Here is a 14,601-nt window from a genome sequence, read left to right on the forward strand (position 1 = left end):
AAAAATACGGTGAATCCCATGACACTCCCTACCCATGTGCGTCTGATTGAAGTCGGCCCGCGCGACGGCCTGCAAAATGAAGCCCGCCCCATAAGCGTGGCGGACAAGGTGCAACTGGTTGACGCCCTGACGGATGCCGGGCTTGGCTATATAGAGGCCGGTAGTTTTGTCTCGCCCAAGTGGGTGCCGCAAATGGCCGGGTCTGCCGAAGTCTTTGCCCATATCCGGCGCAAGCCCGGTGTGGTCTATGGCGCTCTGGCGCCCAACATGCGCGGGTTTGAAGACGCCATGGCAGCGGGTGTGAAGGAGGTTGCGGTATTTGCCGCTGCGTCCGAGGCGTTCTCCCAACGCAATATCAACTGTTCGGTCAGCGAAAGCCTGGCCCGCTTTGTCCCCATTATCGAGGCCGCCCGGCAACATGGCATCAGTGTGCGCGGCTACGTGTCCTGCGTGCTCGGCTGCCCCTATGAAGGCGACATCGCACCGCAACAGGTCGCAGCAGTGGCACAAGAGCTGTATGCCATGGGCTGTTACGAGGTTTCACTGGGTGACACCATCGGTACCGGCACTCCGACGGCGACACGGACAATGATTGAGGCGGTAAGCGCTCATGTCCCGCGGGAAAAACTCGCCGGGCATTTCCATGACACCTATGGCCAGGCGCTGGTCAATATCTACGCCAGCCTGCAAGAGGGCATCGCGGTGTTTGACAGCTCGATCGCCGGGCTGGGCGGCTGCCCGTATGCCAAGGGCGCCAGCGGCAACGTGGCCACCGAAGACGTGTTGTACATGCTCAACGGCATGGGCATCGAGACCGGGGTCGACCTGGACAAACTGCTGCTGGCCGGCGAACACATTTGCAAGGTACTGGACCGTGTTACCGGCTCCCGGGTAGCAAGGGCGCGCCAAGGGGCATAAGTGTGGCTGAGTGTTACCTCGTCATCCCCCAAACGAGTAACACGGAAACAAACCGGCCTGCTCCGCGGCCGGTTTTTTATTGCCTGAAATCTCAAGCCATTGATTTATAAGGATTTTAAAAAGTTGGCACGGCTCCTGCTATCTCTATGGCATAACAAGAATAAAAATCGCAGCAACATAATAAAAACAATACGAAACGACTCTGACATAACAAAAACAACACGACAGAGACGCAGCTAACAGATTTTTTTGGAGAAGGTTTACTTTTCCGAGGAGCCAAAAGCCACCTCGCAACCGGGCAGAGAATAATAAAACTACCTTCAGGTAGCACCCGCACAGGTTGGATCACAGGTTTGATAGCCGGTGATGAAAGTGGATCAGCGCTCAAAAAAATACGTTTGCTCTTGATCCTGCATGGGGATCGCACAAAACAGCAACAAAGGGCCACGGTTCCAAAAACAACAATAGACCGCCCCTAAATAATAAAAAAAGAGCACGCAACGACATATTAAAGGGGAGCCTCGGCTCCCCTTTGTGTTGTCTGTAATCCCCGTTTTTCTGCAGGAGCGAGCTTGCTTCGCGATGGGGAGGTTGGCGCAACCGTTGCAGTTACGCCGTATTGATCCTGTCGCGAGGCAAGCTCGCTCCCGCAGGGATTTGAGCAAGCCTTAAGGTGTGCCGATTTCCTGAATGCTGATTTCACGCATTTTGAATTTCTGAATCTTGCCGGTCACCGTCATCGGAAACACATCCACAAACTTGAAGTAACGCGGCGTCTTGAAGTGCGCGATGCGCGACTTGCACCAGGTTTGCAGTTCCAGCTCGTTGGCTGTGTGACCCGGATGAAACTTGATCCAGGCGACGATCTCTTCGCCGTACCTGGCATCGGGAATGCCCACTACCTGTACATCTGCCACCGCCGGGTGAGTGAAAAAAAACTCTTCCAGCTCCCGCGGGTAAATGTTTTCACCCCCGCGAATAATCATGTCCTTGTTGCGCCCGACGATGCGCACATAGCCCTGCTCATCCATCTGCGCCAGATCACCGGTATGCATCCAGCCTTCGCTGTCGATTGCCTCGCGGGTGGCCTGCGGGTTGTTCCAGTAGCCCAGCATCACGCTATAGCCCCGGGTACACAACTCACCGATCGCGCCCCGGACCACAACATTGCCCTCGGCATCGATCAGCTTGTTCTCCAGTTGCGGCTGAGTTCGTCCTACGGTGGTAACGCGCAACTCGAGATCATCCGCAGGCGCGGTCTGTATCGATACCGGACTGGTTTCTGTCATGCCATAGGCGATCTGTACTTCCCCCATGTGCATCTCGCTGATGACCCGGCGCATCACCTCTATCGGGCAAGTGGCTCCGGCCATGATCCCGGTGCGCAGGCTCGACAGGTCAAATTCAGCGCGCTGCGGGTGGTCGAGCATGGCGATGAACATGGTGGGTACACCGTACAGGGCCGTTGCCCGCTCCTGGGCAACGGCTTGCAGGGTCAGGCCAGGGTCAAAGGCTTCACCGGGATAGATCATGGTGGTGCCATGGGTCACGCACCCCAGGTTGCCCATCACCATGCCGAAACAATGATAGAGCGGCACCGGAATCACCAGCCGGTCACTGGATGTCAGGCCCAGGCTTTCGCCAACCATATAGCCATTGTTGAGGATGTTGTGATGGCTGAGGGTGGCACCTTTAGGAAACCCCGTGGTGCCCGAGGTGTACTGAATGTTCACCGCTTGACCGGGCTGCACACTGGCCTGACGCCTGTCGAGTTGTTCGGCATTGACCCCGGCGGCCAGCGTGCTCAGTTGCGACCAGGGTAAAAAGCCTGCAGGTGGCTGTGCATCGAGACTGATGACTCCGCGCAACGCGGTAAAGCTTTCACTCTCCAACTGCCCTGCCGCCGAATCGGCCAGCGCTGGAATCAGCTCCTGGAGCATGGCGTGATAGTTGGAGGTTTTGAACGAGCCGGCACAGACCAGCCACTGACATGCTGACTGTTGAAGGACATATTCCAGTTCAGACAGCCGGTAGGCAGGGTTGATGTTGACCAGAATCACGCCGATTTTGGCGCTGGCGAACTGGCACAGGAACCATTCAACACAGTTCGGCGCCCATACTCCCAGCCGGTCTCCGGGCCGCAAGCCCAATGCCAGCAACCCTCTGGCATGCAGGTCAACGGCTGCTGCCAGCTGAGCCCAGGTGAACCGCTGCTGTTGATGGCAGACCACCAGCGCGTCGTTGCCGGCATAACGGGCGGCCGTTTGATCGAACGCCTGACCGATGGTCATCGCCAGCAACGCTTTGTCCTGCGGACCCTGGCTGTAACTGGGGACAGATGGTGACTTCATGAAAACTCCTCTTGTGATTGTTTTGGGAGCATGAGTACGCCGCCTGCAGGCGGCATCTCGATTGAAGAGCAAGAATGACTCTGCCTCAAGTTGACGTTAACGTAAAGGTCATTGACAGCTATCTACGCCAGGCTTACGTTAACGTAAAGCTTACCCATGGCGACGCAGCAAACGCCTCCCTATAAGAACAACGTACAAGGTGCCCCATGAGCTATCCGACTTTGAACTTCGCCCTTGGCGAAACCATCGACATGTTGCGCGATCAGGTGCAGGCCTTCGTTGCAGCAGAGCTGGCGCCACGGGCGGCGCAGATCGACAAGGACAACCTGTTCCCGGCGGATATGTGGCGCAAGTTCGGTGACATGGGCCTGCTGGGCATCACTGTTGCAGAAGAGTACGGCGGTACCGGGCTGAGCTATCTGGCCCACGTGGTGGCAATGGAAGAAATCAGCCGCGGCTCAGCCTCGGTCGCCCTCTCCTATGGCGCCCACTCCAACCTCTGCGTCAACCAGATCAACCGCAACGGCAGCCACGCACAGAAACTCAAGTACCTGCCCAAACTGATCAGCGGCGAACACGTCGGAGCCCTGGCCATGAGTGAGCCGAACGCCGGCTCCGATGTGGTTTCGATGAAGCTGCGTGCCGACAAGCGTGGCGACCACTTTGTGCTGAACGGCAGTAAAACCTGGATCACCAACGGCCCGGATGCCGATACCTACGTGATCTACGCCAAAACCGATATCGAAAAAAATGCCCATGGCATCAGTGCGTTCATCGTCGAACGCGACTGGAAAGGCTTCAGCCGCAGCAAGCATTTCGACAAGCTCGGCATGCGCGGTTCGAACACTGGCGAACTGTTTTTCGATGATGTGCAAGTCCCGCAGGAAAACCTGCTGGGCCCTCTGAACGCCGGGGTGAAAGTCCTGATGAGCGGCCTGGACTACGAACGTGTGGTGCTCTCGGGTGGCCCCACCGGGATCATGCAAGCCTGCATGGATCTGGTGGTGCCTTATATCCACGACCGCAAACAGTTTGGCCAGAGCATCGGCGAGTTTCAGCTGATCCAGGGCAAAGTCGCCGACATGTATACCCAGCTCAATGCCAGCCGCGCTTATCTGTACGCGGTGGCGGCCGCCTGCGAACGTGGCGAAACCACGCGCAAGGATGCAGCCGGGGTGATTTTGTACAGCGCTGAACGTGCCACCCAAATGGCCCTCGACGCGATCCAGATTCTGGGCGGCAACGGTTATATCAATGAATTCCCAGCCGGACGCCTGTTGCGCGACGCCAAGCTGTATGAAATCGGCGCGGGCACCAGCGAGATCCGTCGCATGCTGATTGGCCGCGAACTGTTTAACGAAACTCGCTAAGGAGCGCGCATGTCCATTCTGCACACGACAATCAACCCGCGTTCGGCCGAATTCCTGACCAATCGTGACGCCATGCTCAAACAGGTTGAGGCCCTGCACACCCTGCTCAACCAGGTACAGCAAGGTGGCGGCGCCAAGGCCCAGGAGCGCCATACCTCCCGTGGCAAACTCCTGCCCCGAGAGCGCATTGATCGCTTGCTGGACAGCGGCTCTGCGTTTCTCGAACTCAGTCAACTGGCCGCTTACGGTGTATACGGCGAAGACGTCCCGGCGGCCGGAATAATCGCCGGTATCGGTCGTGTTGAAGGCGTGGAATGCATGATTGTGGCCAACGACGCCACGGTCAAAGGGGGCTCGTACTACCCGCTAACGGTAAAAAAACACTTACGGGCGCAGACCATTGCCGAGCAAAACCGCCTGCCGTGCATCTATCTGGTGGACTCTGGCGGCGCCAACCTGCCGCGTCAGGATGAAGTGTTCCCGGACCGTGAACACTTCGGCCGGATCTTCTTCAATCAGGCCAATATGAGCGCGGCCGGCATCCCGCAAATCGCAGTGGTTATGGGCTCCTGCACGGCGGGTGGCGCGTATGTACCGGCCATGGCTGACGAAGCAATCATGGTGCGCCAGCAGGCGACGATTTTCCTGGCCGGCCCGCCGCTGGTGAAAGCTGCCACCGGCGAAGTGGTCAGTGCCGAGGACCTGGGCGGTGCCGATGTGCACTGCAAAATTTCAGGAGTGGCCGACCATTACGCCGAAAGTGATGAGCACGCCCTGGCCCTCGCGCGGCGCAGCGTAGCCAACCTCAATTGGCGCAAGCATGGCCAGTTGCAACAGCGGCTAGCGCAGGCACCGCTGTACAGCTGCGAAGAGCTGTATGGCATCGTGCCTGCCGACGCCAAGCAGCCCTTTGATGTACGCGAAGTGATCGCGCGTCTGGTGGACGGCTCGGTATTCGATGAGTTCAAGGCCCTGTTCGGCACCACCCTGGTGTGCGGCTTTGCCCATTTACACGGTTACCCGGTGGCGATTCTGGCCAACAACGGCATCCTGTTTGCCGAAGCGGCACAAAAAGGCGCGCACTTTATTGAGCTGGCATGCCAGCGCGGTATTCCGTTGATTTTTCTGCAAAACATCACCGGTTTTATGGTCGGGCAAAAATACGAAGCCGGCGGCATTGCCAAACACGGCGCCAAACTGGTGACTGCAGTCGCCTGCGCCAAGGTCCCCAAATTTACCGTGATCATCGGCGGCAGCTTTGGCGCCGGTAACTACGGCATGTGTGGCCGGGCCTATGACCCGCGCTTTCTGTGGATGTGGCCAAACGCCCGGATCGGCGTAATGGGCGCCGAACAGGCCGCCGGGGTACTGGTACAAGTCAAGCGCGAGCAGGCCGAACGCAACGGCCTGGTATTTTCCAGCCAGGAAGAAGCCGCAATCAAACAACCGATCCTTGACCAGTACGAGCATCAGGGCCACCCCTACTACTCCAGTGCCCGCTTGTGGGATGACGGCGTAATCGACCCGGCGCAAACCCGTGATGTATTGGCGCTGGGCTTGTCGGCGGCGTTGAACGCTCCGATCGAAGCCACGCGCTTTGGTGTGTTTCGCATGTAACCCGCCCGGTGCCTGCAACGCTGGCGAGCCAGCGCCCACATCCATTTAAGGACTGACGGACATGATCGATTTCAACACCCTGGAACTGCACAACGACCCCCGGGGCTTTGCCACCCTGTGGTTGAGTCGCGAGCAAAAGAACAATGCTTTCAATGCCGAGATGATCCGCGAACTGATCCTCGCCCTGGACACCGTGCAAGGCGATCCGGCCCTGCGCTTTCTGGTGCTGCGCGGACGGGGCAAGCATTTCAGTGCCGGCGCCGACCTTGCCTGGATGCAACAGTCAGCCGAGCTCGATTATCACACCAACCTCGATGACGCCCGGCACCTGGCTGAACTGATGTACAACCTGGCCAAGCTGAAAATCCCGACCATAGCGGTGGTGCAAGGCGCAGCCTACGGCGGTGCCCTGGGCCTGATCAGTGCTTGCGACATGGCCATCGGCAGCGAGGACGCGCAGTTCTGTCTGTCCGAAGTCCGAATCGGCCTGGCGCCGGCCGTGATCAGTCCGTTCGTGGTACAGGCCATAGGCGAGCGCGCTGCACGCCGTTATGCCCTGACTGCGGAACGCTTCAGCGGTGAGCGTGCCCGTGAACTGGGGCTGCTCTCTGAGTGTTATCCCGGCGCCGAGCTTGAACGGCAAGTCGCCCTCTGGACCGACAACTTGCTGCTCAATAGCCCGCAGGCCATGCGTTCGTGCAAGGATCTGCTGCGCGAAGTCAGCCATGGAGCCACCACTACGGCCATTCGCCGCTACTGCGAAAACTCCATCGCCCGAATCCGGGTCAGCCCCGAAGGCCAGGAAGGCTTGCGCGCCTTTCTGCAAAAACGTGCGCCAAGCTGGCAGACCGACACCTCGTCCCGGGAGCCACGCCCATGAGCGCGCTTCAGATTACGTCTGTACTGGTGGCCAACCGGGGCGAAATTGCCTGCCGCGTGATGCGCACGGCCAAGTCTTTGGGCCTGACCACCGTAGCTGTCCACAGCGCCACCGACCGTGACGCACGGCACTGCCGCGAGGCTGATATCTGCGTCGATCTTGGGGGCAGCAAGGCCGCCGACAGCTACCTGAAAATCGACAAGATCATTGCTGCGGCTAAAGCCAGCGGGGCACAAGCGATTCATCCGGGCTATGGATTCTTGTCCGAAAACGCCGGTTTCGCACGCGCCATCGAGGACGCCGGACTGATCTTTCTCGGCCCCCCGGCTGCGGCGATTGATGCCATGGGCAGTAAATCGGCAGCCAAGGCGTTGATGGAAATTGCCGGGGTGCCGCTGGTGCCGGGCTACCACGGTGAAGCGCAGGATCTGGAAACCTTCCGCGCCGCAGCTGAGCACATCGGTTATCCGGTGTTGCTCAAGGCCACGGCCGGTGGCGGCGGCAAAGGCATGAAAGTGGTCGAGGACGTCAGCGAACTGGCCGAAGCCCTGGCCTCGGCGCAACGTGAAGCGCTGTCCTCGTTTGGCGATGCGCGCATGCTGGTGGAAAAGTATGTACTCAAGCCACGTCACGTGGAGATCCAGATTTTTGCCGACCGCCACGGTAACTGCCTGTACCTCAATGAGCGCGACTGCTCGATTCAGCGCCGTCATCAAAAGGTGGTTGAAGAAGCGCCGGCCCCGGGCCTCAGTATTGAACAACGCCGGGCCATGGGCGAGTCCGCGGTACGGGCGGCGCAGGCCATCGGTTATGTCGGCGCCGGCACCGTGGAGTTTTTGCTGGATGCACGGGGCGAGTTCTTCTTCATGGAGATGAACACCCGCCTGCAAGTGGAGCATCCGGTAACCGAAGCCATCACCGGACTGGATCTGGTGGCCTGGCAAATCCGCGTGGCCCGCGGTGAGGCGCTCCCCATCAGTCAGTCTGAAGTGCCTTTGCGCGGCCATGCGATTGAAGTACGCCTGTATGCCGAAGACCCGGGCAATGATTTTCTGCCGCAAACAGGACGTCTCGAGGTGTACCGCGAATCTGCCGCCGGGCCGGGGCGCCGGGTCGACAGCGGGGTCAGTGAAGGGGACGAAATTTCACCGTTCTACGATCCGATGCTGGGCAAGTTGATTGCATGGGGCGAAGACCGCGAACAGGCGCGGCTGCGGCTGCTCGCAATGCTTGATGAGTTCGCCATTGGCGGCTTGAAAACCAACCTGGCTTTTTTACGCCGCATCATCGCTCATCCGGCCTTCGCTGCAGCCGAACTGGATACGGGCTTCATCCCCCGTTACCAGGAGCAATTACTGCCAGCCACCCTGCCTTTACCTGCAGCATTTTGGTCCGCCGCGGGTGAAGCATTTCATCAGAGCCAGACATCCCAGGTGCGCAAAGATGACCCAGCCTCGCCCTGGGCCATCCGCAACGGCTTTCGCAACGGCCTGCCCCCGCAGACCCTGCTGGCCTTGAGTTGCAACGGCGAGCAGCAGGTCGTCAACCTCCACACGCCGTCAGCGGTGTTGCGCGACGAGCAATTGCTGATTGAACAGGACGGTGTGCGTCGCCAGCATCTGGCAATTCGCCGCGCAGAGACGCTCTACCTGCGCTGGGACGGCGAGTTGCATAGCGTCAGGGTCTATGACCCGATCGCCGCGGCAGGTGCCAGTCATGCCCAGACAGGTGGTTTGAGTGCCCCCATGAACGGCAGCATTGTGCGCATCCTGGTTGAAACCGGACAGACTGTCGAAGCCGGTACCCAATTGGTGGTGCTGGAGGCCATGAAAATGGAGCACAGCCTGCGGGCGCCCCACAACGGTGTGGTAACAGCGCTGTTTTGTCAGGAAGGCGAAATGGTCAGCGAAGGTACGGTGCTGGTTGAACTGACGTAGAAGCAACAGCCAAAAAAGGCGGCCCTTTTTCAGGGGGCCGCCTTTTTTTGTTTCTAGAACTTGGCAGTGGCCTGCACTACCACTCCGATAACCCGGCAATGCTCATCAAACACTGTCTTGGGATAGGTCGGGTTCAGCGGCTTGAGATAGCGCTGGCCGCTCTCTTCAATCAACTGCCGGAAGGTGGCCTCTTCAGTGCCCGGAATGCGTGCGATCACCATTTTTCCCGGTTCGGGATCAATATCGGGATCCACCAGAATCATCATCCCTTGTGCAACGCTGATTCCTATCGGAGCGGTCATGGCATCGCCCCGCACTTGCAACCAGAACGCAGCACCTTTGGCGTAATGATCGCTGACCTCGAACACCTCGCCGGGTTGGTAGCCGGCCTCTCGGGCCTGCTCGTTGACCTGCCCCGCCGTCACCCAATTACTGACCGGATAACGAAAAGCAGAAGTGATGTCGTAGGAGCATTCGTTAGCAGCAGACTCATCCGCTGCAGCGCTGCGCTCGCGGATGACCAGGGCAATTTCCAGATGCTCCAGCCCCAGGGCGTGCAGCACTTTGTTCATTGTCGGCAAGTCGGGTTGACGGCGTTTATTGAGCCAATGACCGACACCGCCCTGGGAAGCCCCGACGCGTTCGGCTAGTTTTTCCTGCGTGAGCTTGAGCTCGCGCAATTTGGTTCTGACTAAAGCGATCCATTTATCCATCAGCCGAACAATACGGATTGAACTCGAGGCAACAATACACATTCTGTATTATTTATACCAATAACATAAATACCTTATGTACTAATCTGCTAATGGCTGATTCGATTAATCTTAGAGCGCAGGTAAATCATGACTCCCATAACAAAAATAACCCCGGAAACCGAGATTGAAATCGAGCTCGAAACCTTCAAGGACAGTGCCGCAACCCAGCGTGCACTCGACTATTATTTGAAACCGGCTGTTTCTCAGCACTATTTCGAGAAAAAACTGTTCATCGTACGCAGCGATCTGAGCCAGGAAGAAGCGCTGGTCAATGCATCAGATTTTCTGCGCTGTGCAATCGCTACCGCCCAGGGCGCAGCTGAAAGCCAGCAAGGCTCTCATCGCGACCTGTTCCTGAGCGTGGCGCACTGCGTCGAATCGGCCAAGATGCTGTTGGACAAAGCACTGGACGTGCAACAAGTCTCAGCGCGCTGAGAGACCAAAAGACCCTGGCCAGTCCAGCTGGACCGGCTGGAATTTCGGTATGCCAGAGGCGCGACTCACAATGGCGGCACCGGCCCCATGAGCCAACGCCGCTCAATCAAGGGATCAGGCGTGTAGCCTCTGCTTTGCCGCGCAGTAAGATCTGACGCAATGGCTGACGTACTTGTTAAGGCGCCCCCCAGCAGTACTCCCAGGACACATCAATAATTGCGCGCCCATTGATTACCTGGTCCGGCGCATGCAGCCCATCGCACCGCCACACCCCTTCGGTATGCCTGCTCACGGTGATGAGCGATGACATCGACAGGGCGATCACTGGTTGTACAAGCTTCAGGTTCAGGAGGCACAGCCACGTATCGCAATGGGCCAGGTCAAACCATCACGGTGTTGTTGCTGGGGTAAAAAAATTCTGGCCCTAAAGGCCTGAGATAGAGGGGTCTAGCGGGGAATGAGCGGGGAAACCAGGACAAAGCAAGGAAAACAGCTTGACCTGCAAATAAGAATGATTATTATTGCACTTAGCTGGTCGCGAGATCAGTCGATAATTCAAGGAACCTTAGGTCGGTTTTTTGAATTAGCTCCTCATCAGGCTAATCACGGTTATTTGACCCGGCTTCTGGCCGGGTCTTTTTTTTGCGGCCAGTTATCTGGCTCTGCGTGCTTCAGGCTAATGAAGTCTGGTGTGCGGTCGGTTTTTTTCGGTGACCGCTACGATGCGGGCGATGATAGCAAAAGAACATCGACCAACGGAAGCCTGAAGTCCCGAAACAACGGCCGTTACGGCAAGTTAGCACTTGAGAATCACTCGCAAATACACTATCGTGGCGCTGCGTCAAGGATGACGCCCCCCTCCCTTCTCCCCGCTTCTCGTTCTCCAAAATTCCGTATTGGCCCGGCGCCGTTGCGATGTAAAGTAACGCCCACAATTATCAGATTCCGGGACTTTGACGATGACCGTGGCGCCCTCTTCCGTTCGCATCAGCAGTGACTTTGACAGCGGCAACATCCAGGTGCTGGATGCCAGTGACCCGCTGCACCTCAAGCTTGCGATCAAGCCCGATACCCGCAGCCCGCACTTTCAATGGTTCCACTTCAAGGCCGAAGGCCTGATACCCGGCCAGACCCACCATTTTCAGTTGAGCAACGCCAGCCAGTCCTCCTACAACAAAGCATGGGATGGCTACCAGGCCGTGGCGTCCTATGATCACGAAACCTGGTTCCGTGTTCCCACCGAGTTCGACGGCAAAGCCTTGAATTTCAGTGTGCAGGCCGAGCACCCAGTCATCTGGTTTGCTTACTTCGAACCCTACAGCCGCGAGCGTCATGATCTGTTGATCAAGAATGCACTCCAGTGGTCGGGCTGCGAACTGCTGGCAGTCGGTAAAAGTGTTGAAGGTCGCGACATCCAGCTCTTGCGCAAGGGCAATGGCGCCAGCCACAAACGCAAGATATGGATCATTGCCCAGCAGCACCCCGGTGAACATATGGCCGAGTGGTTCATGCAGGGAGTCCTTGAGCGCCTGGAACAGGGCAGCGACCCGCAGCTGCGCAAGCTACTGGACTTCGCCGACCTGTACCTGATCCCCAATATGAATCCGGACGGCGCGTTCCACGGCCATTTGCGGACCAACGCCAACGGCCAGGACCTGAACCGGGCCTGGCAAAACACCGACCCGAACGTAAGCCCTGAGGTGTTCTTCGCTCTGGAGCAAATGACCCGATACGGGGTGGACCTGTTTCTGGATATTCACGGGGACGAAGAAATCCCTTATGTGTTCACTGCAGGCTGCGAGGGCAACCCGGGGTACACCGAGCGCCTGGCGACCCTGGAAGAGCGTTTCCGCACTCATCTGAGTAACCTGACCCCTGACTTCCAGACGACCCACGGCTACACCCGGGACGAACCCGGCCTTGCCAATATGACCCTGGCCTGCAACAGCGTCGGCCAGCGCTTTGACTGCCTGTCGCTGACCCTTGAGATGCCGTTCAAGGACAACAACGATGCACCGCAGCCACAAACCGGCTGGGACGGTAAACGCTCCATGCAACTGGGCAAGAGTGTGCTCAGCACCTTGTCGGACATGGTTCGCGAGTTGCGCTAAACCCGGAGTAAGCGGCGGCCAGAGATCTTCCCCCCTGGCCGCCATATCAATAGATTCTCACGAGTACTCAAAGCTCCTTTATGGATACCCTCGCTAAATTGCGCGCCGGCCAACTGGCGGGCTGCAAACGCCTTGATCTGTCCTGTGGACTGACCGAGTTCCCGGCCGAGATTTTTCAGCTGGCGGACTCACTGGAAATTCTCAATCTGAGCGGTAACGCCCTGAGCAGCCTGCCCGAGGATTTACATCGCCTGACTCATTTGCGGATTCTGTTTTGCTCGGACAACAGGTTCACCGAACTGCCCGAATGCCTGGGGCAGTGCGAGCAGTTAAGCATGGTTGGCTTCAAAGCCAACCGCATCACCTCAGTGCCCGGCACTTCGCTGCCGCCCCTGCTGCGCTGGTTGATACTGACCGACAACAGCATCGAGCACATACCCGAAGAACTGGGTCAGCGACCGTTACTGCAAAAATTGATGCTGGCAGGTAACCGCCTGCAACAACTGCCCACCAGCCTGGTTAACTGCAAGCGCCTGGAGCTGATCCGCCTGGCGGCCAACCAATTGCACGAAGTGCCCGACTGGCTGCTGACACTGCCGGGACTGAGCTGGCTGGCCTATGCCGGTAATCCGCTGCACGAAGACGCCAGCGCGCAGCTTACAGCCGACAACACGCCGGACATTCACTGGTCACAGCTCGAGCTTGAACAAAAGCTGGGCGAAGGCGCGTCGGGCATCATCTCCAGAGCCCTTTGGAGCGCACCCGGCCAGGCAAGCAGATCCGTTGCCGTCAAACTCTACAAAGGCAGCATCACCAGCGACGGCTCACCGCTCAATGAAATGAACGCCTGCATTGCCGCCGGCCAGCATCCGAACCTGATCAAAGTCCTGGGCCGTGTCGCGGGTCACCCTGACAACACCGCGGGGCTGGTCATGGAATTGATCGATCCGTCCTTCGCCAATCTCGCCGCCCTGCCAAGCTTCGATACCTGCAGCCGTGACGTCTATCAAACACACACCCGCTTCAGCGCCGACTGCGCGCTACGCATTGCCCGCGGCGTGGCCTCGGCAGCCGGTCATCTGCACGCGCAGGGCATCTGTCATGGTGATCTGTACGGGCACAACATCATGTTCAATGCCCAGGGCGATTGCCTGCTCGGCGACTTTGGCGCAGCGTGCTTTCACGCCATTGACGACAGCCCGCACACCCGCGCCTTGCAGCGCATTGAAGTGCGTGCATTCGGGATTTTACTGGGGGAATTGCTGGAGCGGATCGACACGGGGTTGAGCGATCAACAGCAAGAACGGCTGCACGACCTGCAGCAGCGCTGCATACAACCCGATGTACTGGCACGCCCGGGTTTTGCCGAAATCACCCGGGCATTGGGCTAAAAGCCTGATGCAGTAGTCGCTGGCGCAGGCTGCGACAAGGAGCGCAGGGCTGCTGCCACAGGCAGCCTGTGGCAGCGACCGGGGTTATGCCAACGCCACAAACATCTCTTGTACGTCGTCCTGCTCTTCCAGCTTGGCCAGAAACTCTTGAACTTCAGCCATTTGCTCATCGGTCAAAGCGCTGACCGGGTTTTTCGGCTGATAGCCCAGCTTGGCCGACAATACGGTGAAGCCTTGCTCCGGCAGGGCTTTTTGCACGGCATCGAGGTCCGTCGGCTCGGTGATGAACAGCGTAGTGCCTTCTTCTTCACCTTCCTCAAAGTCCTGGGCGCCAGCTTCAATCGCGGCCATCTCAGGATCTGCATCCGGGGCGTCCGGCTTGGCTTCGATCATGCCGACATGGTTGAAGTCCCACGCTACCGAACCCGAAGCGCCCAATTGACCCTTGCGGAATGCCACGCGGATTTCAGCCACGGTACGGTTGATGTTGTCAGTCAGGCACTCGATGATCAGTGGTACCTGATGCGGAGCAAAACCTTCGTACGTGACGCGGTGATATTGCACCGCCTCAGTACCGATACCGGCGCCTTTGTTGATCGCGCGCTTGATGGTGTCCGCCGGCATCGACGCCTTTTTGGCCTGTTCATATACCAAACGCAGATGCGAATTCATGTCCGGGTCTGCGCCATTACGAGCAGCGACCGTCAGCTCCTTGGCCAGCTTGCCAAAAATCTTGCCGCGGCTGTTGGCGGCGTCCGCTTTGTGTTTAACCTTCCACTGTGCGCCCATTACTCACTCTCTCAATCTGGTGTGTCGCGGCGGGTTGGCCGTCGAAT

11 protein-coding genes are annotated in these 14,601 nt (G+C 58.3%); 8 read left to right on the plus strand and 3 right to left on the minus strand.

Translation table 11 applies throughout. The annotated features are described in order from the left end of the window. The first annotated feature begins 18 nt into the window (after nucleotides 1-18). Entirely contained in the window at nucleotides 19-918 is a 900-nt protein-coding gene (locus JQ845_RS00205) for a hydroxymethylglutaryl-CoA lyase (protein WP_003441418.1), read from the plus strand. A 668-nt stretch (nucleotides 919-1,586) separates the two neighbouring features. Here the strand turns inward: JQ845_RS00205 and JQ845_RS00210 are convergent. Continuing rightward, on the minus strand, nucleotides 1,587-3,269 hold the full coding sequence (locus JQ845_RS00210) for an AMP-binding protein (protein ID WP_003441417.1): 1,683 nt from the start codon (nucleotides 3,267-3,269) through the stop codon (nucleotides 1,587-1,589). 206 nt (nucleotides 3,270-3,475) lie between these two features. Here JQ845_RS00210 and JQ845_RS00215 point away from each other — a divergent pair, with 206 nt between their 5' ends. From JQ845_RS00215 to JQ845_RS00230, 4 genes are all read left to right on the plus strand, one after another. Beyond that, entirely contained in the window at nucleotides 3,476-4,639 is a 1,164-nt protein-coding gene (locus JQ845_RS00215; protein ID WP_003441416.1) for an isovaleryl-CoA dehydrogenase, read from the plus strand. A 9-nt stretch (nucleotides 4,640-4,648) separates the two neighbouring features. Further along, nucleotides 4,649-6,256: a carboxyl transferase domain-containing protein gene (locus JQ845_RS00220; protein ID WP_203007902.1), complete on the plus strand. Its 1,608-nt coding sequence runs from the start codon at nucleotides 4,649-4,651 to the stop codon at nucleotides 6,254-6,256. Between the two features lie 61 nt (nucleotides 6,257-6,317). Beyond that, nucleotides 6,318-7,136 carry a gamma-carboxygeranoyl-CoA hydratase gene (locus JQ845_RS00225; protein ID WP_003441413.1) on the plus strand — a complete coding sequence of 273 codons (819 nt, stop codon included), beginning with the start codon at nucleotides 6,318-6,320 and terminating at the stop codon, nucleotides 7,134-7,136. Beyond that, on the plus strand, nucleotides 7,133-9,073 hold the full coding sequence (locus tag JQ845_RS00230) for an acetyl/propionyl/methylcrotonyl-CoA carboxylase subunit alpha (RefSeq protein ID WP_203007905.1): 1,941 nt from the start codon (nucleotides 7,133-7,135) through the stop codon (nucleotides 9,071-9,073). Before JQ845_RS00225 ends, JQ845_RS00230 begins: the two co-directional genes overlap by 4 nt. Nucleotides 9,074-9,126: 53 nt before the next feature. Here the strand turns inward: JQ845_RS00230 and JQ845_RS00235 are convergent, their stop codons facing one another. After that, nucleotides 9,127-9,786 (minus strand): LexA family protein, encoded by a 660-nt coding sequence (locus tag JQ845_RS00235; RefSeq protein ID WP_010655820.1) that lies wholly within the window; start codon nucleotides 9,784-9,786, stop codon nucleotides 9,127-9,129. Nucleotides 9,787-9,915: 129 nt separating this feature from the next. Here JQ845_RS00235 and JQ845_RS00240 point away from each other — a divergent pair, with 129 nt between their 5' ends. The 3 genes from JQ845_RS00240 to JQ845_RS00250 all read left to right on the plus strand — a co-directional run bounded on the left by JQ845_RS00240 (nucleotide 9,916) and on the right by JQ845_RS00250 (nucleotide 13,765). Then, on the plus strand, nucleotides 9,916-10,263 hold the full coding sequence (locus JQ845_RS00240) for a DUF6124 family protein (protein ID WP_003441410.1): 348 nt from the start codon (nucleotides 9,916-9,918) through the stop codon (nucleotides 10,261-10,263). Between the two features lie 959 nt (nucleotides 10,264-11,222). Further along, nucleotides 11,223-12,374 carry a M14 family metallopeptidase gene (locus tag JQ845_RS00245; protein ID WP_003441409.1) on the plus strand — a complete coding sequence of 384 codons (1,152 nt, stop codon included), beginning with the start codon at nucleotides 11,223-11,225 and terminating at the stop codon, nucleotides 12,372-12,374. A gap of 80 nt (nucleotides 12,375-12,454) precedes the next feature. Further along, entirely contained in the window at nucleotides 12,455-13,765 is a 1,311-nt protein-coding gene (locus tag JQ845_RS00250) for a leucine-rich repeat-containing protein kinase family protein (protein WP_203007908.1), read from the plus strand. An 84-nt stretch (nucleotides 13,766-13,849) separates the two neighbouring features. On the opposite strand, the gene JQ845_RS00255 is transcribed toward JQ845_RS00250, so the two are convergent. Further along, nucleotides 13,850-14,554, minus strand: a complete 705-nt coding sequence (locus JQ845_RS00255) for a YebC/PmpR family DNA-binding transcriptional regulator (RefSeq protein ID WP_003441407.1) — start codon at nucleotides 14,552-14,554, stop codon at nucleotides 13,850-13,852. Nucleotides 14,555-14,601 lie beyond the last annotated feature (47 nt).

The sequence above is a fragment of the Pseudomonas paraversuta genome (assembly GCF_904063065.1).
Classification (GTDB): Bacteria; Pseudomonadota; Gammaproteobacteria; order Pseudomonadales; family Pseudomonadaceae; genus Aquipseudomonas; species Aquipseudomonas paraversuta.

Bases quoted from the DNA above. Each gene is read 5' to 3' on its own strand.
- JQ845_RS00205 (WP_003441418.1), top strand. From the start codon at position 19: ATGACACTCCCTACCCATGTGCGTCTGATTGAAGTCGGCCCGCGCGAC.
- JQ845_RS00210 (WP_003441417.1), bottom strand. From the start codon at position 3,269: ATGAAGTCACCATCTGTCCCCAGTTACAGCCAGGGTCCGCAGGACAAA.
- JQ845_RS00215 (WP_003441416.1), top strand. From the start codon at position 3,476: ATGAGCTATCCGACTTTGAACTTCGCCCTTGGCGAAACCATCGACATG.
- JQ845_RS00220 (WP_203007902.1), top strand. From the start codon at position 4,649: ATGTCCATTCTGCACACGACAATCAACCCGCGTTCGGCCGAATTCCTG.
- JQ845_RS00225 (WP_003441413.1), top strand. From the start codon at position 6,318: ATGATCGATTTCAACACCCTGGAACTGCACAACGACCCCCGGGGCTTT.
- JQ845_RS00230 (WP_203007905.1), top strand. From the start codon at position 7,133: ATGAGCGCGCTTCAGATTACGTCTGTACTGGTGGCCAACCGGGGCGAA.
- JQ845_RS00235 (WP_010655820.1), bottom strand. From the start codon at position 9,786: ATGGATAAATGGATCGCTTTAGTCAGAACCAAATTGCGCGAGCTCAAG.
- JQ845_RS00240 (WP_003441410.1), top strand. From the start codon at position 9,916: ATGACTCCCATAACAAAAATAACCCCGGAAACCGAGATTGAAATCGAG.
- JQ845_RS00245 (WP_003441409.1), top strand. From the start codon at position 11,223: ATGACCGTGGCGCCCTCTTCCGTTCGCATCAGCAGTGACTTTGACAGC.
- JQ845_RS00250 (WP_203007908.1), top strand. From the start codon at position 12,455: ATGGATACCCTCGCTAAATTGCGCGCCGGCCAACTGGCGGGCTGCAAA.
- JQ845_RS00255 (WP_003441407.1), bottom strand. From the start codon at position 14,554: ATGGGCGCACAGTGGAAGGTTAAACACAAAGCGGACGCCGCCAACAGC.